The organism is Kitasatospora sp. NPDC029367, assembly GCF_055569135.1.
In genome coordinates this window covers 1-21,651 of sequence record NZ_JBVHYH010000036.1, presented here as the reverse complement: position 1 = coordinate 21,651, position 21,651 = coordinate 1, and the positions used below count along the sequence as shown (strand labels likewise).

21 protein-coding genes are annotated in these 21,651 nt (G+C 73.7%); 15 read left to right on the top strand and 6 right to left on the bottom strand.

Features of this window, described 5'->3' with window-relative positions; translation table 11 throughout:
* Positions 1-42 precede the first annotated feature (42 nt).
* Positions 43-1,251 carry an alpha/beta hydrolase gene (locus tag ACZ4W5_RS20475; RefSeq protein ID WP_465655977.1) on the top strand — a complete coding sequence of 403 codons (1,209 nt, stop codon included), beginning with the start codon at positions 43-45 and terminating at the stop codon, positions 1,249-1,251.
* A 157-nt stretch (positions 1,252-1,408) separates the two neighbouring features.
* On the opposite strand, the gene ACZ4W5_RS20470 is transcribed toward ACZ4W5_RS20475, so the two are convergent.
* Positions 1,409-1,942 carry a universal stress protein gene (locus ACZ4W5_RS20470; protein ID WP_465655976.1) on the bottom strand — a complete coding sequence of 178 codons (534 nt, stop codon included), beginning with the start codon at positions 1,940-1,942 and terminating at the stop codon, positions 1,409-1,411.
* Positions 1,943-2,114: 172 nt separating this feature from the next.
* Complete coding sequence (gene kdpB, locus ACZ4W5_RS20465) at positions 2,115-4,382, bottom strand: potassium-transporting ATPase subunit KdpB (RefSeq protein WP_465655974.1); 2,268 nt, start codon at positions 4,380-4,382, stop codon at positions 2,115-2,117.
* 363 nt (positions 4,383-4,745) lie between these two features.
* Between kdpB and ACZ4W5_RS20460 the strand changes: the two genes are divergently transcribed.
* The 3 genes from ACZ4W5_RS20460 to ACZ4W5_RS20450 all read left to right on the top strand — a co-directional run bounded on the left by ACZ4W5_RS20460 (position 4,746) and on the right by ACZ4W5_RS20450 (position 6,905).
* Complete coding sequence (locus ACZ4W5_RS20460; protein ID WP_360238538.1) at positions 4,746-4,940, top strand: hypothetical protein; 195 nt, start codon at positions 4,746-4,748, stop codon at positions 4,938-4,940.
* A gap of 54 nt (positions 4,941-4,994) precedes the next feature.
* The gene (lysA, locus tag ACZ4W5_RS20455; protein WP_465655972.1) at positions 4,995-6,341 is read left to right on the top strand and encodes a diaminopimelate decarboxylase; all 1,347 of its coding nucleotides are present in this window, start codon (positions 4,995-4,997) and stop codon (positions 6,339-6,341) included.
* A 129-nt stretch (positions 6,342-6,470) separates the two neighbouring features.
* Positions 6,471-6,905 carry an ML domain-containing protein gene (locus ACZ4W5_RS20450; RefSeq protein ID WP_465655971.1) on the top strand — a complete coding sequence of 145 codons (435 nt, stop codon included), beginning with the start codon at positions 6,471-6,473 and terminating at the stop codon, positions 6,903-6,905.
* 53 nt (positions 6,906-6,958) lie between these two features.
* Here the strand turns inward: ACZ4W5_RS20450 and ACZ4W5_RS20445 are convergent, their stop codons facing one another.
* The gene (locus ACZ4W5_RS20445) at positions 6,959-7,843 is read right to left on the bottom strand and encodes an ArsR/SmtB family transcription factor (RefSeq protein ID WP_465655970.1); all 885 of its coding nucleotides are present in this window, start codon (positions 7,841-7,843) and stop codon (positions 6,959-6,961) included.
* A 208-nt stretch (positions 7,844-8,051) separates the two neighbouring features.
* Between ACZ4W5_RS20445 and ACZ4W5_RS20440 the strand changes: the two genes are divergently transcribed.
* The 3 genes from ACZ4W5_RS20440 to ACZ4W5_RS20430 all read left to right on the top strand — a co-directional run bounded on the left by ACZ4W5_RS20440 (position 8,052) and on the right by ACZ4W5_RS20430 (position 9,722).
* Positions 8,052-8,519 carry a hypothetical protein gene (locus tag ACZ4W5_RS20440; protein ID WP_465655968.1) on the top strand — a complete coding sequence of 156 codons (468 nt, stop codon included), beginning with the start codon at positions 8,052-8,054 and terminating at the stop codon, positions 8,517-8,519.
* A gap of 136 nt (positions 8,520-8,655) precedes the next feature.
* Complete coding sequence (locus ACZ4W5_RS20435; protein WP_465655967.1) at positions 8,656-8,988, top strand: metalloregulator ArsR/SmtB family transcription factor; 333 nt, start codon at positions 8,656-8,658, stop codon at positions 8,986-8,988.
* Positions 8,985-9,722, top strand: a complete 738-nt coding sequence (locus tag ACZ4W5_RS20430; protein WP_465655966.1) for a DUF2071 domain-containing protein — start codon at positions 8,985-8,987, stop codon at positions 9,720-9,722. The genes ACZ4W5_RS20435 and ACZ4W5_RS20430 overlap by 4 nt, the downstream gene beginning before the upstream one ends.
* Before the next feature lie 14 nt (positions 9,723-9,736).
* Here the strand turns inward: ACZ4W5_RS20430 and ACZ4W5_RS20425 are convergent, their stop codons facing one another.
* Entirely contained in the window at positions 9,737-10,108 is a 372-nt protein-coding gene (locus tag ACZ4W5_RS20425) for a winged helix-turn-helix transcriptional regulator (RefSeq protein ID WP_465655965.1), read from the bottom strand.
* Between the two features lie 84 nt (positions 10,109-10,192).
* On the opposite strand from ACZ4W5_RS20425, the gene ACZ4W5_RS20420 reads away from it, so the two are divergent.
* Positions 10,193-11,101, top strand: a complete 909-nt coding sequence (locus ACZ4W5_RS20420) for an NAD(P)-dependent oxidoreductase (protein WP_465655964.1) — start codon at positions 10,193-10,195, stop codon at positions 11,099-11,101.
* 111 nt (positions 11,102-11,212) lie between these two features.
* Here ACZ4W5_RS20420 and ACZ4W5_RS20415 read toward each other — a convergent pair whose 3' ends face one another.
* Entirely contained in the window at positions 11,213-12,715 is a 1,503-nt protein-coding gene (locus ACZ4W5_RS20415; protein WP_465655963.1) for a S53 family peptidase, read from the bottom strand.
* A gap of 395 nt (positions 12,716-13,110) precedes the next feature.
* Here ACZ4W5_RS20415 and ACZ4W5_RS20410 point away from each other — a divergent pair, with 395 nt between their 5' ends.
* The 6 genes from ACZ4W5_RS20410 (at position 13,111) to ACZ4W5_RS20385 (ending at position 19,950) form a co-directional block, all read left to right on the top strand.
* Positions 13,111-13,704, top strand: coding sequence for an isochorismatase family protein (locus ACZ4W5_RS20410; RefSeq protein WP_360238558.1), 594 nt, complete (start codon positions 13,111-13,113; stop codon positions 13,702-13,704).
* Positions 13,705-13,917: 213 nt separating this feature from the next.
* Positions 13,918-15,261 (top strand): ABC transporter substrate-binding protein, encoded by a 1,344-nt coding sequence (locus tag ACZ4W5_RS20405; RefSeq protein ID WP_465655962.1) that lies wholly within the window; start codon positions 13,918-13,920, stop codon positions 15,259-15,261.
* Positions 15,258-16,214 carry a carbohydrate ABC transporter permease gene (locus ACZ4W5_RS20400; RefSeq protein ID WP_360238562.1) on the top strand — a complete coding sequence of 319 codons (957 nt, stop codon included), beginning with the start codon at positions 15,258-15,260 and terminating at the stop codon, positions 16,212-16,214. Before ACZ4W5_RS20405 ends, ACZ4W5_RS20400 begins: the two co-directional genes overlap by 4 nt.
* Positions 16,211-17,038 (top strand): carbohydrate ABC transporter permease, encoded by an 828-nt coding sequence (locus ACZ4W5_RS20395; protein ID WP_465655960.1) that lies wholly within the window; start codon positions 16,211-16,213, stop codon positions 17,036-17,038. Before ACZ4W5_RS20400 ends, ACZ4W5_RS20395 begins: the two co-directional genes overlap by 4 nt.
* 5 nt (positions 17,039-17,043) lie before the next feature.
* Positions 17,044-18,822 carry a glycoside hydrolase family 36 protein gene (locus tag ACZ4W5_RS20390; RefSeq protein WP_465655958.1) on the top strand — a complete coding sequence of 593 codons (1,779 nt, stop codon included), beginning with the start codon at positions 17,044-17,046 and terminating at the stop codon, positions 18,820-18,822.
* A gap of 21 nt (positions 18,823-18,843) precedes the next feature.
* Positions 18,844-19,950: a LacI family DNA-binding transcriptional regulator gene (locus ACZ4W5_RS20385; RefSeq protein ID WP_465655957.1), complete on the top strand. Its 1,107-nt coding sequence runs from the start codon at positions 18,844-18,846 to the stop codon at positions 19,948-19,950.
* A gap of 22 nt (positions 19,951-19,972) precedes the next feature.
* Here ACZ4W5_RS20385 and ACZ4W5_RS20380 read toward each other — a convergent pair whose 3' ends face one another.
* Positions 19,973-20,635, bottom strand: coding sequence for an NADPH-dependent F420 reductase (locus tag ACZ4W5_RS20380; protein ID WP_465655956.1), 663 nt, complete (start codon positions 20,633-20,635; stop codon positions 19,973-19,975).
* 152 nt (positions 20,636-20,787) lie between these two features.
* On the opposite strand from ACZ4W5_RS20380, the gene ACZ4W5_RS20375 reads away from it, so the two are divergent.
* Complete coding sequence (locus ACZ4W5_RS20375; protein ID WP_465655954.1) at positions 20,788-21,546, top strand: SDR family NAD(P)-dependent oxidoreductase; 759 nt, start codon at positions 20,788-20,790, stop codon at positions 21,544-21,546.
* Positions 21,547-21,651 lie beyond the last annotated feature (105 nt).

Genomic DNA, 21,651 nt, shown 5'->3' with positions numbered 1-21,651 from the left:
TCCCCGCCCGGTGGTCCACAGTGGTGGGGGAGGCCGGGACGGATGGGACTCACCAGTCACAAACTGCTGGCGCTGGCCGCGCTGCTCGCGGTGGCCACGGTGCTCGGCACGCTCTGGGTCTGGCCCAGGCTCGCCGTCCGCAGCTGGCCCGCGATGTTCCTGCGGCTCGGCACCATCGCCGTCACCCAGGTGGCGCTGCTCGCCACGCTCGGGCTCGCCGTCAACGACTACTTCGTCTTCTACAGCAGCTGGTCCGACCTGCTGGGGCGAGAGCACGGCGCCGGCGTCATCCAGGGCGCCTCCCCGGGAGCGCCCGCCTCCCCGGGCACCCCGGGCGCCACCGTCACCCCGGGTGGCGGGCCAGCCGGGGTGCAGGTGCTCGGCACGGCGGAGATCACCGGCGCGGGCCCGGGCAGCCACGACCCGGCCCGGATCGGGCGCCTGGACAAGGTCCGGCTGCCCGGCGGCACCACCGGGCTGAGCACCGACGGCTACGTCTACCTGCCGCCCCAGTACTTCCAGCCCGGCAACGAGGGCCGGCACTTCCCGGCGGTCCTGGTGATGACCGGTTTCCCCGGGGACGCCACCAACCTGGTCACCAAGCTCCGCTACCCGGCCACCGAACTCGACCTGCTCGGCAAGGGCGCCATGAAGCCGACCGTCCTGGTGCTGATGCGCCCCTCGCCGAGCATGCCCCGGGACAGCGAGTGCGAGGACGTCCCGCAGGGCCCGCAGGCGCAGACCTACTTCACCACCGACGTGCCCGCCGACCTGCGGGCGAGCTACCGGGTGCTCGGGGGCGAGGCCGGGGGCGGGAGCGGGAGTGGGGGCGGGAGCTCGGGCGGCCTGGGCGTGATGGGCGACTCCACCGGCGGCTACTGCGCCGTCAAGCTCGGTATGGTGCACCCGGGCACCTTCCCGGCGGCGGTCTCGCTCTCCGGCTACTTCAAGGCGGCGGAGGACATCACCACCGGCGACCTCTTCGGCGGCAGCCAGCAGCGCCGCAACGAGGCCGACCTGAACTGGCGCCTCGCCCACCTGCCGGCGCCCGCGCTGTCGGTGCTGCTCGCCGACAGCAAGGAGGACGGCAGCACCTACGCCGACTCCAGCGCCTTCGCGGCGGCGGCCCGTCCCCCGCTGGTGGTGGCCCAGGAGACGGTCGACAGCGGCGGGCACAACTTCACCACCTGGGACCGGCTGATCCCGCCCGCGCTCGGCTGGCTCAGCGCGCGCCTGCCGGACCCGTCCTGAGGGCGTGGAGAGGACGGCTGGCACCCGCCGCCCCGGCGGGGTGCGCCGGGGCGGCGGGGCGTTCTCGGGTCCCTCGGGTTCCGCAGCGGGTTCCTCGGCGGCGCGTCGGCGGCTCGACGGCTGGGCCAGGCCGGGCCCGAGGCCCCCGCCCGGCCCGCTACCGCGCCAGCAGCGGCAGCGGCGCCCCGGTGCGGGCGGTCAGCTCCAGCCGGGTCAGCAGCGCCGACGGCGAGACCTCGACCACCCGGCAGCCCGCCCGGTGCCGGCAGTACCGGGCGACAGAGGTGCCGCGCAGCAGGTCGAAGCGGCGCCGGGTGGCGGCACCGAGGACGAGCAGGTCGTCCGGTCCGCTGACGGCGGCGGCCAGGGCGGGCCCCGGTTCGGCGTTCACCACCACCGGGTGGATCACCAGGCCGGACGGGTAGCCGCCGTAGGCCTGCTCGAAGGCGACGTCCAGCCGCCGGCGGGCGGCGTGTTCCAGTTCGGACAGCGGGCGCAGCCCGTCCCGGTCGCCGACCGTCCAGGCGGCGACGGGCACCAGCACGGCCTCGTGCCGGGCCGCCTCCCCGACGGCGTGGTAGAGGGCGGCCAGACTGCTCAGCGATCCGCTCAGGCCGACGATCACCCGGGTGGTGCCGGTCGTGGTGCCGGTGATGGTGCCGGTGGTGGTGTCGGTCGTGGTGCCGGTCATGGCGGTTCGCCTCCGTCTCTCCGGTAGTGCACTCCGGTCGGGTTGTGCCGGTGAGGTGCTCCTTGCTTCGGATGCCTCCAGTGAACCCCGGAACCGTGCCGTCCGGCCCGGCGCTGACACCGCCATGACGCCGGTCGCACACATCTTGACGGCCTCCTGACAGCCGTGGGGTTCAGCCCAGGCCCGGGACGAACTCGATCAGCAGGTCGATCGCCTTGATGCCGAGGAACGGCAGCACCAGCCCGCCCAGTCCGTACACCCGCAGGTTGCGCCGGAGCAGGTCGGTCGCGGAGGCGGGCTGGTAGCGCACGCCGCGCAGGGCGAGCGGGATCAGGGCGACGATGATCAGCGCGTTGAAGATGATCGCGGAGGTGATCGCCGACTGCGGGCTGTGCAGGCCCATGATGTTGAGGTGGTGCAGCCCGGGGTAGGCGTGGGCGAACATCGCGGGGATGATCGCGAAGAACTTGGCCACGTCGTTGGTGATCGAGAAGGTGGTCAACGCGCCCCGGGTGATGAGGAGTTGCTTGCCGACCCGGACGATGTCGATCAGCTTCGCCGGGTTGGAGTCGAGGTCGACCATGTTGCCGGCCTCCTTGGCGGCCGGGGTGCCGGAGTTCATCGCGACACCGACGTCGGCCTGGGCGAGGGCGGGGGCGTCGTTGGTGCCGTCGCCGGTCATCGCGACCATGTTCCCGGCGGCCTGTTCGCGCTTGAGGTGGGCGAGCTTGTCCTCGGGGGTGGCCTCGGCGAGGAAGTCGTCCACCCCGGCCTCCTCGGCGATCGCCCGGGCGGTCAGCGGGTTGTCGCCGGTGACCATGACGGTGCGGATGCCCATCCGGCGCAGTTCGGCGAAGCGCTCGGCGATGCCCTCCTTGATCACGTCCTTGAGCTCGACCACGCCGAGCGCCCGGGCGCCGTGCCGGTCGTGCACGGCGACCAGCAGCGGGGTGCCGCCGGCCGCGGCGATCCGGTCGACCAGGGGCTTCGCCTCCATCGGCATCCGTCCGCCGGAGTCCACCACCCAGCGGGCGACGGCCGCGGCCGCGCCCTTGCGGATCAGGCAGCCGGAGCCGTCCGGCCAGCTGAGGTCGACGCCGCTCATCCTGCTGTGCGCGGTGAACGGGACGGGCCGCTGCTCGCCCAGTTCGCCGGGGGTCCGCGGCGGCACCCAGTACTGACGATTCGTCAGTTCCACCAGGGAGCGGCCCTCCGGGGTCTCGTCCGCGACGGAGGCCAACTGGGCCGCCTCGGCGAGCTGTTCGGTGGTCGCGCCGGGCAGCGGGTGCAGGGCGACGGCCCGGCGGTTGCCGTGGGTGATGGTGCCGGTCTTGTCGAGCAGCAGCACGTCCACGTCGCCCGCGGCCTCGACGGCGCGGCCGGACAGGGCGATCACGTTGCGCTGGACGAGCCGGTCCATTCCGGCGATGCCGATCGCGGACAGCAGGGCGCCGATGGTGGTCGGGATCAGCGCGACCATCAGCGCCACCAGCACGACGGTGGTCTGCGGGGCGTGGGCGTAGATGGCCATCGGCTGGAGCGAGACCACGGACAGCACGAAGACGATGGTGAGCGAGGCCAGCAGGATGTTGAGGGCGATCTCGTTCGGCGTCTTCTGCCGGTTCGCGCCCTCGACCAGGGCGATCATCCGGTCCACGAAGCTCTGCCCGGGGCGCGAGGTGACCCGGACGACCAGGTGGTCGGAGAGCACCTTCGTCCCGCCGGTGACGGCCGTGCGGTCGCCGCCGGACTCCCGGATGACGGGCGCGGACTCGCCGGTGATCGCGGACTCGTCCACCGTGGCGACGCCCTCGACCACCTCGCCGTCCTGCGGGATCACCTCCCCGGCCGGCACCAGCACGATGTCGTGCAGCATCAACTCCTCGGCGGGGAGCACCTCGTGGCGGTGGTCGCGGATGCCGACCCGCCAGTGCAGCAGCCGTCGGGCGGTGGTGGCCGCCTGGGCGCGGCGCAGGTAGGCGGCCTGGGCCTTGCCCCGGCTCTCGGCCACGGCCTCGGCGAGGTTGGCGAACAGCACGGTCAGCCACAGCCAGAAGGAGATCAGCCAGGCGAAGACGCTCGGGTGGATGACGGCGCTGATGGTGGTGAGCGCCGAGCCGGTCTCGACCACGAGCATCACCGGGTTGCGCAGCATGGTGCGCGGATGCAGCTTGCGTACGGCGGCGGGCAGTGCCTCGGCCAGTTGCTGCCGGGTGATCAGCTGCCGTCGGCCCTTGGCGGTCGACGGGCGGTGGCTCGGGTGCGGGGGCTCCGGCGCGGCGGGCTGCGGTGCGGCGGGCTCCGGGCGGCGGAACCAGTTCTGCCGCCCGGGGCCGGTGTCCGGGCCGGTGCCCGGGGTGGTGCCGGGCGTGGTGCCGGTGGTGGTGCCGGGTGTGGTGCCGGGTGTGGTGTCCGGTGGGGTGAGGGCCGAACGGCGCATCGTCTCGGGGGACCTTCCGGGGCGCCCCGAAGCTGCGGGGCGGCGTGCTCGGGGGCGACGGGGACGGGCCACAGCCCACCATCGGAGTCCGCCGCGCCATGCGGGCCTTGACGCAGGCTTGGCGGCGAAGCGGCCGTCCTTGACGCTTCCCTGACATTGTGAGCGCCCGGCCTGCGCCTGGCCCCTGACCTGCGCGAACAGCCGTTCGGAAGACGGGAATCCCGGGCACGTCAGGGAGTCGTCAAGGTACGCCCCCGATGCGTAGGCCGTGCGTCAAGGCCGGGTGCGAACGGTGCCCGGAGGGTCTCCACTGGATGCGGGCCGCCGGACGACGGCCCCCGCCGCAGACCCGAGGAGCCCGCCGTGACCACCGCCACCGCCGTCATCGACGTCGACCGGCCGCTGGGGCGCACCATCCGCCTGGTGCCCGCCGTCGACCACCAGGACCACCAGGACCGGCAGGACCGGCCCGAGCCGCCCTCACCCGCGCCGAGCGCCGACGACCGGGCGCGCACCCGCCCGGCGCACTGCCGCTTCGCCGTGCACTACGAGGACTAGGCCAGCACGGCCTAGCCGAGCCGCCCTTCCCGACCACCCGTAGGAGTAGCCGCCATGACCCAGCTGATCGCCCCGCCGGTTCCGACCCCCGCCCCCGCCGACGCGCTCGGCGGCCCCTGGCCCGCCTCGGCGCGGCCCGGCCCGGGCGGTGAGGTGCTGGTCGGCGGCGTCGGACTGGCGGAGGCGGCCGAACGGTTCGGCACCCCGTTGTACGTCCTGGACGAGGGCGAGGTGCGCGGCCGCGCCCGGGCCTACCGGCGGGCGCTGCCGCACGCCGAGGTGCTGTACGCGGGCAAGGCCTTCCTGTGCAGCGCGATGGCCGACTGGGTCGCCGAGGAGGGCCTCGGCCTGGACGTCTGCTCCTCCGGTGAACTGTGGCTGGCCGTCTCGGCCGGCTTCCCGGCCCAGCGCATCCTGCTGCACGGCAACGCCAAGTCCCCGGAGGAACTGCGGCTGGCCCGGCGGCTGCGGGTCGGGCGGATCGTGATCGACGGCCCGGCGGAGATCGCCCGGCTGGCCGCGCTGGTCGCCGCCGACACCCCGCAGCGGGTGCTGGTCCGGGTCGTCCCCGGGATCGCGGCCGGGCACCACGCGGCCGTGCGGACCGGCGTCGGCGGCCAGAAGTTCGGCTTCCCGATCGAGGGCGGCGACGCGGCCGACGCCATCGCCCGGGTGCTCGACCAGCCCGGCCTCGAACTGGCCGGACTGCACTGCCACTTGGGCTCGCAGATCACCGAGCTGGAACCCTTCCTCCAGGCCGTGGACGCCCTGGTGGGCCTGCTCGCCGAGGTGCGGGAGCGGCACGGCGTCGAACTGGCCGAACTGGACCTCGGCGGCGGCCACGGCATCAAGTACCTGCCGGGGGAAGCCGAGTTCGACCTCGCCGAGTTCGCCGTCCGGGTCACCGACCGGCTCGCGGTCCGCTGCGCCGAGGCCCGGCTGGAGGTGCCCCGGCTGATCGTCGAGCCGGGTCGCGCCATCGTCGGACCGGCGGCGGTGGCCGTCTACCGGGTGCTCTCCGTCAAGCACCTGGCGGACGGCCGCACCTTCGTGGCCGTCGACGGCGGCATGAGCGACAACCCGCGCCCCGCCCTGTACGGATCCCCCTACAGCGTCCGCCTGGTGGGCCGCCGTTCCGACGCCGGTGCGGCCCGGGTGGACGTCGTCGGCCGCCACTGCGAGGCCGGGGACGTCCTGGTGCGCGACGCCGTCCTGCCCGCCGACCTGCGCCCCGGCGACCTGCTCGCCGTCCCCGCGGCCGGCGCCTACCAGCTCTCGATGGCCTCCGGCTACAACCTGGTCGGCCGCCCCGCCGTGGCCGCCGTCAAGGACGGCCGCGCCCGGCTGTTGATCCGCCGCGAGACGGTCGAGGACCTCCGACTGCGCGAGGTGGGGCGCTGAGACCTTCGCTCCACCCGTTCATTCATCCGTTCGGGTGGATTGACGTGTCTCCGTCCGGGGCGACTGCCGGCCGCGGTCAAGACTGTCGCGACGCGCCGCTGGGGCGCGTCGCGACAGAAGGGGTCTGCCATGCCGGGCTGGAGCTACACGAACGAGGGTCTGCCGTCGGATCCGCTGCGGATCGACTCCGTCTCGGTCACGCCGGATCCGCTGAAGCCGGGGAGCGCCGCCACGCTCCGGATCGACGGGACGGTGCAGCGGGAGATCAAGGACGGCGCCTACTTCGACCTGACCATCAAGCTCGGCCTGGTCAAGCTCCTCCAACGCAGGTTCGACCTCTTCGAGGAGCTGCGCGGAGGCGGCTCGGAGGCCCTGAGGCTGAGTTGCGACACCAGCGACGGGAAGGGCCCCGTCCCGGTGGGCGGCACGGTGCTGACCGCCGTCATCGACCTCCCCAGGGACGTCCCGCGCGGGAAGTTCAAGCTCCAGGTCCGTGCCTGCACCGTCGACGATGACGACCTGGCGGCCCTGGACCTCGACGTCGACCTCATGCCCACCCGGTAGGTCCGACGGACCGCGCGGGAAGTCGGCCCGGCCGACCTCCCGCGTAACCGTGTTCAGCCGAGGAGGTCGCGGCCGAGGGCGGTGAGGCTGTGCCGGACTTCGCGGCCCCGGCGTTCGGTGGTGATGGCCCCGGCGTCGCGCAGCACGGTGGCGTGGGCGGAGGCGGTCGGCGCGGAGAGGCCGAGGCTCTCGGCCAACTGGCCGGTGGTGCAGGCGCCTTGGGCGATCGCCCGGAGGGCCCGGGTACGGGCGGCGCCGATCAGGCGGGCCAGGCCGTCCGCGCGGCGGGCCGGGTGCTCGCGGCCGGGGTAGAGCAGGGCCGACGACCGGTGGTCGCCCAGGGGTGCGGTGAGGCCGGAGAGGAAGAGGTTCGGGCGCAACTCCAGCCCGCGCCCGCCGAGGTCGTACGCGAGCTGCCACTCCGGACCGGCGTACCGGAGGAGGCCCTCGTCGTGCCAGGACAGGTCCGGGTGGAGCTGCGCCAGCATCGGGCCGAGCCCTGTCTCGGCGACGGCGCGCGAGCGCTGCTCGATGTCGGCCCGTAGGGCGCGCTGGATGTCGGGCCAGTCCGGGGCGAGGCAGCTGCGGAACAGCGCCCAGGCGGCGTCGGTGATCCGGCGCAGCTGGCGGGTGCCGTCGTCACACAACTCGGCGATGACGCGGGGGAGGTGCGGCCCGGTGCCGTAGCCCTGCATCTCCTGGTGGACCTCGGCCTCGGGGAGGGCGAGCAGGGCGTCGAGTTCGTCGCCGATGGTCGCCCGCGCGGCCGTGCGGTCGGGGATCAGGAACATCGGCACGCCGAGCGGGCTCGCGTTGACCAGCTCGACGAAAGCCGCGGCCTGCTGCGGGACATGCCCCTTCACCCGGCGCCACCACCGGTCGCGGTTCACCGAGTCGCGGGCGCAGTGGTGCTGCGGGCCGGCCACGCCGCCCAGCACGTGATCCAGCGGAGAGACCGCGAACCGGACGCGAGCCAGGTCGGCCGGCCGGAAGCCGATTTCGAGCACAGCCGATGGTGCCACGCGGCCGGGCCGCCGTGGGTGAGTTCTCAACTATGAGGCCCAGCGGCGAAAAGCTGTCGCCGGAGGAGCCCCGACGGTGAGGGTGGCGGTGCACGGCCAATCCGACAGCGGAGGAAACACACCCATGCGCAAGCTCACCAGCCTCGCCCTCGCGGCGGCGGCCACCCTCGGCCTGGTCGCCGGCTCCGCCGGCAGCGCCTCGGCGCAGGCGATCGGAGGCGGCGGCTGCCGCGGGGGCATCGACATCAGGGCGAACTCGGTGTACGTGGGCCACGGCGTCTCGCTGCTGCCGTGCGCGCGGCCCGACAACTACCAGAACAGCGTGGCCTCGTCGGTGACCGTCTACGGGACGCCGGACACCCAGCTGCGCGTCTGGCAGGCGGTCGCCCGCGTCAACCCGGACGGTTCCATCAGCGACTTCTACCCGAGCGTCCTCTACACCGTCGACAGCGATCTGACCGTGAACGTCTCGCAGCAGTGGATGGGGCACGACCTCTACTGCGCGCTCGGCGGGACCCTGGTGATCGACACCTGGATCACCAACAACGACGTCCGCCAGGGCTCGGTGCAGTCGCCGAGGTTCACCTGCTGACGCAGGATCCCGACGGCCCCGAGCCGGCACGCGCCCGCGCGGGTCTGGTGAGTCTCCCCCACGACTCACCGGGCCCGCGCGGCCGTTCTCCCATGACCCCTTGTTAGATATTTAGCCAAGGTGCTAAATATTGGGGATGACCGATGCCCAGGCCGAGGCCGGAGCCTTCCGCGCCCTTGCCGATCCGACGCGGCGCCAGATCCTCGAGGACCTCAGGGGCGGTGAGCTCGCGGCCGGCGAGATCGCCGCCAGGTTCGCGATCAGCGCGCCCTCCATCTCACGACACCTCGGCGTGCTCAGGGGAGCCGGGCTCGTCACCGAGCGGCGGGAGGGCAACCGGATCATCTACGCGCTGGCCGAGGAACGCCTGGCCACCTGCGTCGGCCGGTTCCTCAGCGCGGTCTGCCCCGAGCAGATCGTGCTCCGCCACACCAAATGGCGCCCCGGGGCGCAGAACGAGGGGTCATGAGGCAGCCACGACTGTCCAGCGTCGTCGAACGACGGCTGCTGGTGAACTACCGGGTCGCGCCGGAGGTCGCGGCGCGTCTGCTCCCCGGGCCGCTGCGCCCGCAACTGGTGCACGGCCACGCGGTCGCGGGCATCTGCCTGCTGCGCCTGGGGAGTGTGCGGCCCGCCTGGGCGCCCAGGGCGTTCGGGCTGCGGAGTGAGAACGCGGCCCACCGCTTCGCCGTCGAGTGGGACGGGCCGGACGGCGTCGAGACCGGCGTCTACATCCCCCGCCGCGACACCGCCTCGCGGCTCAACGCCTGGGCCGGCGGCCGGCTCTTCCCCGGTGAGCACGGCCGGGCCGACTTCGAGGTGGACGAGACGCCCGACCGGCTGCGCGTCGCACTGGCGGCCAGGGACGGCGGTACCCGGGTGGACGTCACCGTCGAGCTGTCCGACGAACTGCGGGGCAGCGAGCTCTTCGCCGACCTCGCCGAGGCCTCCCGGTTCTTCCGGAACGGGGCGAAGGGCTTCTCGGCCACCGGCTCCGGCAGTCGCCTGGACGGCATGGAACTGCGGCCCGACGCCTGGCCGGTGGAGGCCTGCCGGGTCCGCTCCGCCGCGTCCTCCTTCTTCGACGACCCGGACCGCTTCCCGCCGGGGAGCGCCGTCGTGGACTGCGCCCTGGTGCTGCGCGACGCCCCGGCGAGCTGGTGGCCGATCCCGGCCATGGCCGTCGAACCGCAACCGGCGTAGCCGGCCCAGCCGGTCTACCCGAGCGAGGCCTCGGCCACGGCGACGAGGTCGAGGCCCTCGCGGTGGACCCGCCCGGCTCCCCAGGCGCCCAGCGGCCGGAGCGCCTCGTTGAGCGTCCGCCCGTCCTCGGTCAGGGAGTACTCCACCCGCGGTGGCACCTCCGCGAAGACCTCCCGGTGGACAAGGCCGTCCTGCTCCATCTCCCGCAGGTGCTGCGTCAGCATCTTCTCGCTCACGCCCGGCAGGGCGCGCCGGAGTTCGCCGAAGCGGCGCATGCCGTGGGTGGCGAGTTCCCAGAGGATCAGCCCCTTCCACTTGCCGCTCACCACGTCGAGCGCGGCGTCGATCCCGCAGATGTAGGGCCCGTTCCTCGGTGCCTTGGCCATCACCGATCCCCCTTACGAAATGGTAAGTACCGCAGAAAACAGTGGGTACTTCCGAGGATAGTGTCCCTGGCCGAGCATGGAGGGGTGAACGAACGACAGAACCACACCAGCAGTCAGCACAGCGCCGTCACCGTGATCGGGCTCGGCCCGATGGGGCAGGCGATGACCCGTGCCCTCCTCGCCGCCGGCCACCCGGTCACCGTCTGGAACCGTACCGCCGCCCGGGCCGACGGCGTTGTCGCAGCCGGGGCGAAGCTCGCCGCGACGCCCGCCGAGGCGGTCGGGGCGAGCGACCTCGTGCTCCTCAGCCTCACCGACTACCGGGCGATGTACGACATCCTCGACGGCGCCACCGCGGCGCTCGCCGGGCGGACCCTGGTCAACCTGAGCTCCGACACCCCCGACCGCTCGCGCGAGGCCGCCGCCTGGGCGGCGGGCCACGGCGCCGCCTTCCTCACCGGGGGCGTCATGGTCCCCGCGCCGATGGTCGGCACGGCGGCGGCCCAGGTGTACTACAGCGGCCCCGCGCAGGTGATGGAGCGCCACCGGTCGGCGCTGGCCCTGGTCGGAGCGCCGAAGTACCTGGGCGAGGACCCGGGCCTTGCCCAGATGATGTACCAGGCCCAACTCGCCGTCTTCCTCACCACCCTGTCCGCCCTGATGCAGGCCACCGCGATGCTGGGCACCGCGGGGATGAAGGCCGGGGAGGCACTGCCCGAGCTGCTGGCCTCCGCCGACACGATCGGCGCCATCCTGCGGGCCGGCGAGGCCAGCCCCGGCACCGCGCTCGACGCCGGGGAGCACCCCGGTGACCTCAGCACGGTCACCATGATGGGGGCGACCGCCGACCACATCGTCGAGACCAACACCTCGCTCGGCCTCGACCTCGCCCTCCCGCTGGCCGTCCAGGCCCACTACCGGCGCGCCATCGAGGACGGACACGGCGGCGACAACTGGACCCGCATCATCGACGGCATCCGGTCACCCCGCTGACCGACCGCCGTGCGGGGCGCAGTGCGTGGGAAGTCGGCCGGGCCGACTTCCCGCACACGGCTCCGCCCCGTCGAGCCGGACGACTCGACGGGGCGGGGGACCGTGCCGCCGTCAGCCCGCCCGGACGGCGCTGACCAGGTCCGGCAGCAGGTTCGCCGCGTCGGGCGTGCCCAGGCCGGTGACCGGGTCCCAGCCCGTACCGGCCGGGTAGCCCGGGACGGTCGGGTCGGTGGTGTTGTCGCCGAGCGTCACGTCGTGGAAGTCGGCCGCGTACTTCGCCGGGTCGGTGCCCAGCTTGTACAGGGCCGGGTTGATCAGGCCCAGGCCGCCGCCGTTGATCTGGTCCGCGATCGAGACCAGGCCGGCCCACTGCGGGCAGGACAGCGAGGTGCCGCCGATGTCGTACCAGCCCGTGCTGCACGGGGTGGCACCGCACTTGAGGCCCGAGGAGCCGTCCGGCGGCAGCGACAGGTAGACCAGTGCGCCGGTGCTGGAGGCGGCCTGGAGGGAGATGTCCGGCACGCCGCGCTTGGCGCCGATCGCGGTGGAGCCGGCCGGCAGCGCCGACTGGTAGTCGGGCCGGTCGAAGACCCGGCTGAACCCGCCGCCGGAGTAGGTCCAACCCACCTCGGCGGAGCCGGAGTCGTGCTGGCAGACGGCCGGGTTGTCGGTGCTGTCCACGGTCCGGGCGCCGGTCGCCCCGGGGTCGGTGCACAGGTAGGTGCCGCCCACACCGGTCACCAGCGGGTCCGAGGCCGGCCACTCCACCGACGGGTACGGCAGGGTCGAGCCGCCCGACTTCACCGGGGTCTTCTCCGAACCGGTCGTGCCGTTGTCGCCGGAGGAGCCGAGCACCGTGACCCCGTTCAGGGCCGCCGACTTGAAGGCGTGCCGCAGCGGTTCGATGGACTGGGCGCTGCCGAAGGCGCCCTCGGCGGAGGCGAAGGACTGCGAGATGACGTTCGCCAGGTGGTGGTCGACCACGTACTGCTCGGCGTTCATCATCGCGGGCAGGCCCTGGACGCCGAGCGTCTCCGCGGTCGGCGTGCTGACCAGCAGGATGTTGGCACCGGGCGCCATCGCGTGCGCGGTCTCCACGTCGAGCGCGACCTCCAGCGCCCACGCGGCCTTGCTCTCCTGGCCGGTGCCGTGGCTGGTGGGCGGTGGCGCGGTGGTGCCCGGATCGCCCTGGACGTGCAGCTCGCTGAAGGACGGCATCCCGGGCTGGCAGGTCACCGCCTCCTCGCCGCACATCGCGGCGACGCCGAAGGCCTGGTCGAAGACGTGCAGGTCGTGCGCCATGGTGTCGCTGCCGTACGAGTCGACGATCGCGATCGTCTGGCCGCGGCCGTCGAAGCCGCCCGCGTAGAGCGGGCCCAGGTGGTAGGCGGCCCTGATCGCCTGTGGGTCGAAGCAGCGGCGGCCCGCACCGGCGCACTGCGCCGGGGTGGGGGGAGTGGTGCTCGCCGACACCTGGGCGTAGTCGGCCACGGTGGGGCGCACCGTCGGGTAGTCGGCGGTCACGGCGCTGCCGGCCACGGTGCTGCCGACCACCGGTGCGGCGAGCGCGCCGGAGGCCGCGAGGGCCAGGCTGCTCGCCCCGGCCAGGAGCATGCGGCGTATCGTTCGAGCCTTCAAGTAGTCCTCCACGAGGGTTGGTTGGGGGACGTGGGCGATCGGCCCGGGGCGGATCGAGCGCCCTGGGCACGGGGGGAATACAGGGCGGAACACGAGGCGGAACACGGGGTGGAACACGGAGCGGAATCCGGGACGCGGGGTCACGGACGGGCGCGAGTGTAGGCGGGTCGTCGGCGGGCTCTCAATGGCCCGTTCGACGCGGGTTCGGCGCCCTTTCGTCGACGGCGGCCGCCCGTCGCGCCCCGCCGTACCCCCGCCGGAACCGGTGGAACCCGTTCGAGTGAACGGCCGCCCGGTTGCTTCGTCCACGGCCGTCGACCCGCCAAGCTGGGCCGCGGATGCGTAAGAACCAGGTGAGGAAAGGCCGTTCGATGACGCGCGCGCTGATCGTGGTGGATGTGCAGAAGGACTTCTGCGAGGGCGGAAGCGTCCCGGTCGGCGGCGGTGCCGACCGGGCCCGGGCGATTGCCGCGCTGATCCAGGGCCCGGAGCGGGAGGGTTGGTCCCGGGTGGTCGCGACCCGGGACCACCACGTCGACCCGGGCGGTCACTTCTCCGAGCACCCCGACTACCGGGACTCCTTCCCGGTGCACTGCGTGGTCGGCACCGAGGGCGGCGAGTTCCACCCCGACTTCCTGCCCGCGGTCGAGGCCGGCGCGGTCGACGAGGTGTTCTACAAGGGCGCCCGCTCCGCCTCCAAGAGCGGCTTCGAGGGCTTCACCGCCGACGGCACCCCGCTCGCGGACTGGCTGCACGACTGCGGCGTGGACGCCGTCGACGTCGTCGGCATCGCCACCGACCACTGCGTCAAGGCCACCGCCCTGGACGCCCGCCGGGCCGGCTTCGACGCCCGCGTCCTGCTCGACTACACGGCCGGCGTCGCCCCCGACACCACCGACGCCGCGCTCGCCGAGCTCCGCCACGCCGGCGTCGACCTCACCGGCGCCCCGGTGGTCCGCCCCTGACCCCCGACGCTCATAACGGAACGGTTGCGGAGCCCGTCCTTCGGTGCGCAGGGGTTGACGGCGCGGGGAGGGCGGGCGTTTGCTGTGTCCCGCTCGTGCGAATCTGTTGAGTTGTGGTCTGTTTTGTTGTTTTGAACGTTCAAACTCAGCCGTCGAGCGTACACCACCCCCATGCCCCGCCTCCGTCCAGAGCCACCCATCGGGAGGAATGCAATGTCACACCTTTCCCGCCGCGATCTGCTCCGCGCCTCCGGCGCCGGCCTGCTGGCCCTCGCGGCCGGCGGAGCCCTCGCCGCCTGCGGCGACCCGGGCTCGGGGAGCGCCTCCGGCGGGGACGCCGACACCGGCAAGGTCACCGTCTGGTCGTGGGCCACCGCGGCCGTCGCGCTGCGCGCCGTCGTCCCGGCCTTCGAGAAGGACAACCCGGGCATCACGGTGGACGTCCAGGACATCGGCAACCCCGCCATCTGGGACAAGATCACCGTCGGCCTGGCGGCCGGCGGCCAGGGCCTCGGCGACGTCCTGCACATCGGCTGCGACTACCTGCCCGGCTACCTGGAGAAGTTCCCCGGCGGCCTCGCCGACCTCTCGGCCCTCGGCGCCGACGCGCACCGGGAGAAGTTCGCCAAGGGCCTGTGGCCGGTCGTCACCGGCAAGGACGGCCACGCCTACGCCCTGCCCTGGGAGGCCAACCCGCTCGGCTTCTTCTACCGCAAGGACTACTTCGACAAGGCCGGCCTCGACCCCACCACCTTCGCCACCTGGGACGACCTCACCGCGGCCGCCGACCGCTTCAAGGCCGCCAACCCCGGCATCTCGCTGATCGGCATCAGCAAGGCCGCCAACCCGAGCCCCGACCTGGACTTCGTCCAGTCCCTGATGCAGCTCCAGGGCGCCTTCTACTTCGACCTCCAGGGCCGGATCACCCTCGGCTCCGAGCCGGACGTCCGCGCCCTGGCCACCCTCAAGCACCTGGACGACACCGGGCTGGTCGCCGACGCCCCCGGCGACCACGGGTGGGCCACTCTGATGAAGGCCGGCAAGCTCGCCGTCGCCCCGATGCCCGCATGGGCCGCGCACTACCTGGAGGCCAAGTTCGCCGACCAGCACGGCAACTGGCGCCTCGCCAAACCCCCGGCCGTCACCGCCGGCGGCAGGCGCACCGCCCTGGTGAACTCCACCCACCTCACCGTCGCCGCCTCCAGCCCGCGCCGCCGCGCCGCCTGGAAGTTCGTCGAGTACGCGCTCACCCGCCCCGCCTCGGTGAACGCCATGTTCGAGGCCGGCGGAGTCTTCCCCGCGCTCCTCGACGCCTACGGCGACCCGATGTACGCCAGGCCCAGCGACTACTACGGCGGCCAGTCCCCGCTGCGCACCTTCGCCGAGCTGGCCACCGACGGCGGCGACCCCACCAACTACTCCGGCGACTACGCCCGTGCCCTCAAGCTCGCCAGCGACGCCCAGACCAAGGTCCTGCTCAAGGGCGGCGACCCCGCCGCCGTCCTCCAGGACGCCGCCAAGCAGCTCGCCCAGCAGACCGGACGCACCGTCGTATGACCGCCACCACCGCCGTCACCGCGCCCGCCGTCAGCGGGGCGGCCGGGCCTGCCCGCCCCGCCGGCCCGGCCGCGCGCGCCCACCGCCGGGCCCGGCTGCGCCGCACCGCCCTGCCGTACCTGCTGCTCGCCCCCGCCCTGATCACCTTCGGCGTGTTCAAGGCCTACCCGATCGTCGACTCGCTGCTGCTCTCCTTCACCACCGGCTCCGGCCCCGCCGCCCGCCCGGCCGGCCTCGCCAACTACCGGCGCCTGCTCGACGATCCACTGTTCTGGACGGCCCTGCGCAACACCGGCGAGATCCTCGTGGTGCAGGTCCCGCTGATGCTCGGGCTGGCCCTGCTGCTGGCCGTCGGCATCAACTCCACCCTGGTGCGCTGGCGGGCCGTCTGGCGGCTCGGCGTCTTCATGCCCGCCGTCACCGGCCTGGTCGCCACCGGCGTGATGTTCGCCTTCCTGCTCAAGCGCGACGACGGCGCGGTCAACTGGCTGCTGCACGCCGTCGGCCTGCCCTCCGTCGACTGGCTGGGGCAGCCGTTCTGGGCCCGGATGTCCGTCGTCCTGGTGCTGACCTGGCACTACACCGGCTACAACGCCGTCATCTACCTGGCCGGCCTGCAGTCCGTCCCGAAGGAGCTGTACGAGGCCGCGATGGTCGACGGCGCCGGTGCCGTCCGCCGCTTCACCGCGATCACCGTCCCGGCGCTGCGCCCGGTGCTGCTGTTCACCGTCGTGCTCTCCACCATCGGCACCCTCCAGCTCTTCGACGAGCCGTACGTGCTGACCGGCGGCGGCCCGGACAACGCGAGCCTGACCGTCTCCATGTACCTGTACCAGAACGGCTTCCGCTACTTCGACTTCGGCTACGCCTCCGCCATCGCCTACGCGCTCACCCTGCTGGTGGCCGTGCTCGGCGCGGTCCAGATGCGCCTGATGGGGGAGAAGGACGGATGAACCCCAAGAACCTCCGCGGCTGGCCGCTGACCTTCCTCCTGGCGGGCCTCACCGGCCTCTCGGTCGCCCCCTTCTACTGGCTGCTGATCTCCGTCACCCGCAAGGACACCGAGATCTTCGACTGGCCGCCGCACCTGCTGCCCGGCGGGGGCCTCGGCGACAACCTCCACCGGCTGGACCAGCGGATCGGCCTGCTCCGGGTGCTCGGCAACTCCCTGCTGGTGGCCGGGATCCAGACCCTCGGCGCCCTGGTCGTCGCCCTGCTGGCCGGCTACGCTTTCGCCAAGTTCCGCTTCCGCGGCCGCACCCTGCTGTTCGCGCTGCTGCTCTCCACCCTCGTGGTGCCCGAACAGGTCGTGCTGGTACCGCTGTTCAAGATGATGACGGACTTCGGCCTGCTCGACTCCTACCAGGCGATCATCCTGCCCGGGCTGTGCGTGCCCTTCGCGGTCTTCCTGATGCGCCAGTCGCTGAGCAGCCTGCCGGACGAACTCCTGGACGCCGCCAGGGTCGACGGCGCGGGCGAGTTCCGGGTGCTGTGGAACGTCGTCGTCCCGGTGATGCGGCCGGTGCTCGCCGCGCTCTCGATCTTCCTCTTCCTGGGCTCCTGGAACCAGTTCGTCTGGCCGCTGATCGCGCTGCGCAGCCCGGACATGCACACCCTGCCGGTCGCCCTGGCGACCCTGTACGGCAACCAGAGCACCACCGACTACGGCGCGATCCTCTCCGGGACCGCGCTCTCCACCCTGCCGATGATGGTCCTGTTCCTGGTCCTGCAACGGCAGTTCATCTCCGGCCTGCTGGCCGGCGCGACGAAGGGCTGATCGGCATGACCGACACCGACACCGAGACCGACACTGGTACCGGCACCGTGGCCGAGGCCACGACCGAGGTCTGGGAGCCGCACGCCCCCGCCCCCGGAGCGCTCCACCCGCTGCTCCACGCCGGGGGCCCGGACCTGCGGGCGAGCGGCACCGCCACCGCCCGGGAGGTCGCCGACGGCGTGGTCGAGGTGACCGCCGAGGGCCCCGCCGAGGTCCGGATCGAGTGGCGGGTGCCCTGCGTGGACGTCACCTCCTTCTGGACCCCGGAACCGCGCGGCACCGGCTGGCTGCCCGCCGCCTGGAGCGCCCCGCGCCGCACCGGCCTCGCCGCCGGCGCCCCGATCGCCGCGCTGGTCGGCACCGGGGACACCGCGGTCTGCGCCTTCGCGGCCGAGCAGACCGAGGTGCTGGCCGGGGCCGGAGTGGTCGAGGAGACCGGCGACTTCCGCTTCTGGGCCCAGGCCACCGGCCGGATCACCGTCCGGATCGACACCTCGCGTCGGCACTTCGCCCGCTGCCTGGCCGACCTCACCGCCTGGTGGGGCGAGGGCCGCACCGTCGTCGTCCCCGAGGACGCCCGCCGCCCCGCCTACTCCACCTGGTACTCGATGCACCAGGAGGTCTCGCCCGAGCGCATCGAGACCCAGGCCGCGCTCGGCAAGGCCCTCGGGCTGGACGTGATCATCGTCGACGACGGCTGGATGACCGCCGACCGCACCCGCGGCTACGCCCACTGCGGCGACTGGGAGCCCGTCTCGCTGCCCGACACCGCCGAGCACGTCCGGCGCGTCCACGACCTCGGCGTGCGGTACCTGCTCTGGTACGCGCTGCCGTTCATCGGCAAGGACAGCGCCGCCTACCGGAAGATCGGCCGGCACGCCCTCGCCGACGTCCCCCACCTGGGCGCGGTGGTCGCCGACCCGCGCTACCCCGAGGTCCGCGAGTTCCTCACCGACCGGCTGGCCCGGGCCGTCGAGGAGTGGGGCATGGACGGGCTCAAGGTCGACTTCGTCGACTCCTTCGCCCGCGCCGCCGAGCGCCCCGACGCCCCAGTGCCCGGCCCCGAGGCGGACTGCGCCGAGGTGGCCGAGGGCGTGGCGAAGCTGCTCGCCGCGATCCGGGCCCGGACCACCGCCGTCCACCCGGAGGCGATGATCGAGCACCGGCAGCCGTACGTCAGCCCCGCCCTGTGGCCGTACGTCACCATGATCCGGGCCACCGACTGCCCGCTCAGCCCGCAGGAGAACCGGCAGCGCACCCTGGACGTGCGGCTGGCCGCCGGGCCGGTGCCCGTGCACGCCGACATGCTGATGTGGCACCCGGCCGAGCCGCCCGAGCAGATCGCCTGCCACCTGGTCAACGTGCTCTTCGCGGTGCCCCAGATCTCCGTCGACCTCGCCGCCCAGGGCCCCGGGCAGCGCGAGGCGATCGCCTTCTGGCTGGGGGTGTTCCGCGAGCACCTCGACACCCTGCAACGCGGTGAACTGCTCCCCAGCCGGCCCGACCTCGGATACCCGCTGGTCACCGCCCGCGGCGAGGGGACGGTCGTGGTCGCCCGGTACGCGGCGCTGCCGGTGGACGTCTCGGCGGACGACTGGCACACCCTGCTGGTGGCCAATGCCGACGCCGACCCGGACGTCCGGCTGATCGGCGGCAGCGGGAGGGCCACCGCCACCGTCCAGGACGCCCGGGGGCGTATCGTCCGGCAGGACGAGATCGACCTCGACTGGACGGACACCCTGGCGGTGCCGCGCGGCGGGCTGCTGTCGCTGCGCCGCCCCTGACCCACGACCGGAGGACCCCGCATGCCCGAGGGAGCGCACCGACCGCGCCGTGGCGCCAGCACCATCGAGGAGGTCGCCCGCGCGGCCGGGGTCTCCCGGCAGACCGTCTCCAACGTGCTCAACGCCCCGCACCGGGTCCGTGCCGAGACGCTGGCCCGGGTCAGCACGGCGATCCGCGAACTCGGCTACCAGCCCGACCAGTCGGCCCGGTCGCTGCGCAGCGGCGCCCGGCGCACCATCGGCTACCTCGCGCCGGTGGACGACCCGCTCGACCCCAACCCGCTGATGGCCGGCTTCCTGGAGGCCCTGGTCGACGCGGCCGGGGAACGCGGGCAGCGGGTGCTGCTGTTCCGGCCCGCCCCGCCCGAGGCGGACCCGGTGGCGGCCATCGACGAACTGGTGGCGGCCCGGCAGGTCGACGGGCTGGTGCTGGCGGACGTGCTGACCGAGGACCGGCGGATCGCCCACGTCGCCGGGCTGGGTGTCCCCTTCGTCAGCTTCGGCCGGACCGGACCGGGCGAACCGCAGCACTGGGCGGACATCGCCAACGACACGGCGATGGCCGCCGTGGTGCGGCACCTCGCGGCGCAGGGCCACCGCCGGATCGGCTACCTCGGCGCCGCCGAGGAGCTGCCCTGGATGGCGGCCCGGCGGGCGGGCTTCCTCGCCGAGACGCGCCGGCTGGGCCTGTCGGCGGTGACGACGGCCCGGTCGGTGACGACGACCGGGCCGTCGGCCGCTCCGTCGGCCGCTCCGTCGGCCGGGGCCGGGGCCAGGGCTGGTTCGGCCCCGGCCGACGGCCCGGTGGCGGCCGTGCGGGAGCTGCTGCGCGGGCCCGACCGGCCGACGGCCGTCGCCGCGGGCAGCGACCTGCTGGCGCTGGACGCGTACGAGGCGATCCGGGCCGAGGGGCTGGCGGTCGGGCCCGCCGGGGTGGCCGTCACCGGGTTCTACGACTCGCCGCTGTGCCGGCACCTGCACCCGCCGCTGACCTCGGTCCGGCTGCCGCTGCGGGCCCTGGCGGCCGGGCTGGTCGTCCGGCTGCTGGACCAGGTGCACGGCGAGGCCGCGCCGACGGGCGGCCTGGAACTGCCCACCGAGCTGGTCGTGCGGGCGAGTTCGGCCTGACCGGCGGCCCCGCCGCGGTGACTCAGGCCCGGTGCGCCTCCGGGCGCTCCGGGGACGCCTCCGCGAGCGCCCGGGTGACCGCCTCCACCCCGGCGCGCAGCCCGTACACCGGCGCGGCCGGCTGCTGGCGCCAGGAGTCGTCGATGCCGCCCGCGTCCACGGTGTCGAAGCCCAACTCGTCGACCAGCGCCCGCACCACGGCCTTCGCCGCCTCGTCGTCCGACGCGACCGGCACGGCGAGGCGCTCCGGGTCGCCCGCCGGGCGGGGGCGGTCCAGCAGGTCCTGCGCGTAGGTGCCGTTGAACACCTTCACCACCCGGTGGCCCAGGTGCTGCTCCGTCCAGCGGCTCTCCGTCAGCCCGCCGTCCTCGATCGCGTCGATCCGGCCGTCGCGCTCCTTCGGGTAGTAGTTGCCGGTGTCGATCACCGCCACCCCCTCGGCGGCGCCGTCGAACAGGCCCGCGGGGAGGTCCGGAACGTTCTTCAACGGCACCGTCACCACCACGACCTGGGCGCCGTTCGCCGCCTCCGTGGCCGTCACCGCCTTCGCGCCCGTCTCCTCGACCAGGGCCTTCAACGACTCCGGCCCGCGCGAGTTCGCCACCGAGACCTCGTGCCCGAGCGCCGTCAGACGGCGCGTCAGGTTGCCGCCGATGTTGCCCGCGCCGATGATGCCGATCTTCATGGGTAAGCCCCTTCGTGAGTGCCGTACTTGGCCGTCGTCCTGCCCCAACCAGGCGGTGATCGGATCTGTTCCCCACCCCAGGGTGGTCCTCCGGAACCCCGGGTTGACGCGGGTCTGGTACCGCCCGGCCGCACGCCGTGAAGGTGGGGCCCATGAACGACACCACCGTCCTCGTCACCGGCGGCACCAGCGGCATGGGCCTCGCCACCGCCCGCCACCTCCTCAGCACCGGCGCCCGGGTCGTGGTCACCGGCCGCGACGACGGCCGCCTCGCCCGCGCCGCCGAACGGCTCGACGGCGGCGACCGCCTGCTCACCGTCCGCGCCGACGTCTCCGTCCCGGCCGACCTGGCCCGCCTCGCCGACACCGTCCGGGCCCGCTTCGGCAGGCTCGACGGCGTCTTTGCCAACGCGGGCGTCGGCATCTTCCGGCCCGCCGCCGAACTCACCGAGGCCGAGGTCGACCAGGTCATCGGCACCAACCTCAAGGGTGTGCTGTACACCGTCCAGCACGCCCTGCCGCTGCTGGACGCGGCCGGCGGCGGCTCCGTCGTCCTCAACGCCTCCTGGACCCCGCACCGCGGCCTCCCCGGCGCCGCCGTCTACGCCGCCGCCAAGGCGGGCGTCCTCAGCCTCGCCCGCACCCTCGGCACCGAACTCGCAGGGCGCGGCATCCGGGTCAACTCCGTCAGCCCCGGCTACATCGTCACCGAGATGTTCCACGCGGCCGTCCCCGACCCCGCCGACCACGAGCCGATCCGCGCCCACGTCCCGCTCGGCCGCCTGGGCCGCCCCGAGGACGTCGCCGAGACCGTCGCCTTCCTGCTCTCCGACCGCTCCTCCTACATCACCGGCCAGGACCTCGTCATCGACGGCGGCCTGGTCCCCGCCTTCCCCTCCCTCACGGGCTGAGCCCGCCGCGGGTGCCTTGTCCTCCCCGGGCCCGGCACGCCACCCCCCTCCCCCGTCACAACCACCACCCGAACACGACCACCCTCCTCCACGAATTCCTCCCCA

What these genes read in the sequence shown, in the direction of transcription:
- ACZ4W5_RS20475 (WP_465655977.1), top strand. Translation starts at nt 43, where the DNA reads ATGGGACTCACCAGTCACAAACTGCTGGCGCTGGCCGCGCTGCTCGCG.
- ACZ4W5_RS20470 (WP_465655976.1), bottom strand. Translation starts at nt 1,942, where the DNA reads ATGACCGGCACCACGACCGACACCACCACCGGCACCATCACCGGCACC.
- kdpB (WP_465655974.1), bottom strand. Translation starts at nt 4,382, where the DNA reads ATGCGCCGTTCGGCCCTCACCCCACCGGACACCACACCCGGCACCACA.
- lysA (WP_465655972.1), top strand. Translation starts at nt 4,995, where the DNA reads ATGACCCAGCTGATCGCCCCGCCGGTTCCGACCCCCGCCCCCGCCGAC.
- ACZ4W5_RS20450 (WP_465655971.1), top strand. Translation starts at nt 6,471, where the DNA reads ATGCCGGGCTGGAGCTACACGAACGAGGGTCTGCCGTCGGATCCGCTG.
- ACZ4W5_RS20440 (WP_465655968.1), top strand. Translation starts at nt 8,052, where the DNA reads ATGCGCAAGCTCACCAGCCTCGCCCTCGCGGCGGCGGCCACCCTCGGC.
- ACZ4W5_RS20435 (WP_465655967.1), top strand. Translation starts at nt 8,656, where the DNA reads ATGACCGATGCCCAGGCCGAGGCCGGAGCCTTCCGCGCCCTTGCCGAT.
- ACZ4W5_RS20430 (WP_465655966.1), top strand. Translation starts at nt 8,985, where the DNA reads ATGAGGCAGCCACGACTGTCCAGCGTCGTCGAACGACGGCTGCTGGTG.
- ACZ4W5_RS20425 (WP_465655965.1), bottom strand. Translation starts at nt 10,108, where the DNA reads ATGGCCAAGGCACCGAGGAACGGGCCCTACATCTGCGGGATCGACGCC.
- ACZ4W5_RS20415 (WP_465655963.1), bottom strand. Translation starts at nt 12,715, where the DNA reads ATGCTCCTGGCCGGGGCGAGCAGCCTGGCCCTCGCGGCCTCCGGCGCG.
- ACZ4W5_RS20410 (WP_360238558.1), top strand. Translation starts at nt 13,111, where the DNA reads ATGACGCGCGCGCTGATCGTGGTGGATGTGCAGAAGGACTTCTGCGAG.
- ACZ4W5_RS20405 (WP_465655962.1), top strand. Translation starts at nt 13,918, where the DNA reads ATGTCACACCTTTCCCGCCGCGATCTGCTCCGCGCCTCCGGCGCCGGC.
- ACZ4W5_RS20400 (WP_360238562.1), top strand. Translation starts at nt 15,258, where the DNA reads ATGACCGCCACCACCGCCGTCACCGCGCCCGCCGTCAGCGGGGCGGCC.
- ACZ4W5_RS20395 (WP_465655960.1), top strand. Translation starts at nt 16,211, where the DNA reads ATGAACCCCAAGAACCTCCGCGGCTGGCCGCTGACCTTCCTCCTGGCG.
- ACZ4W5_RS20390 (WP_465655958.1), top strand. Translation starts at nt 17,044, where the DNA reads ATGACCGACACCGACACCGAGACCGACACTGGTACCGGCACCGTGGCC.
- ACZ4W5_RS20385 (WP_465655957.1), top strand. Translation starts at nt 18,844, where the DNA reads ATGCCCGAGGGAGCGCACCGACCGCGCCGTGGCGCCAGCACCATCGAG.
- ACZ4W5_RS20380 (WP_465655956.1), bottom strand. Translation starts at nt 20,635, where the DNA reads ATGAAGATCGGCATCATCGGCGCGGGCAACATCGGCGGCAACCTGACG.
- ACZ4W5_RS20375 (WP_465655954.1), top strand. Translation starts at nt 20,788, where the DNA reads ATGAACGACACCACCGTCCTCGTCACCGGCGGCACCAGCGGCATGGGC.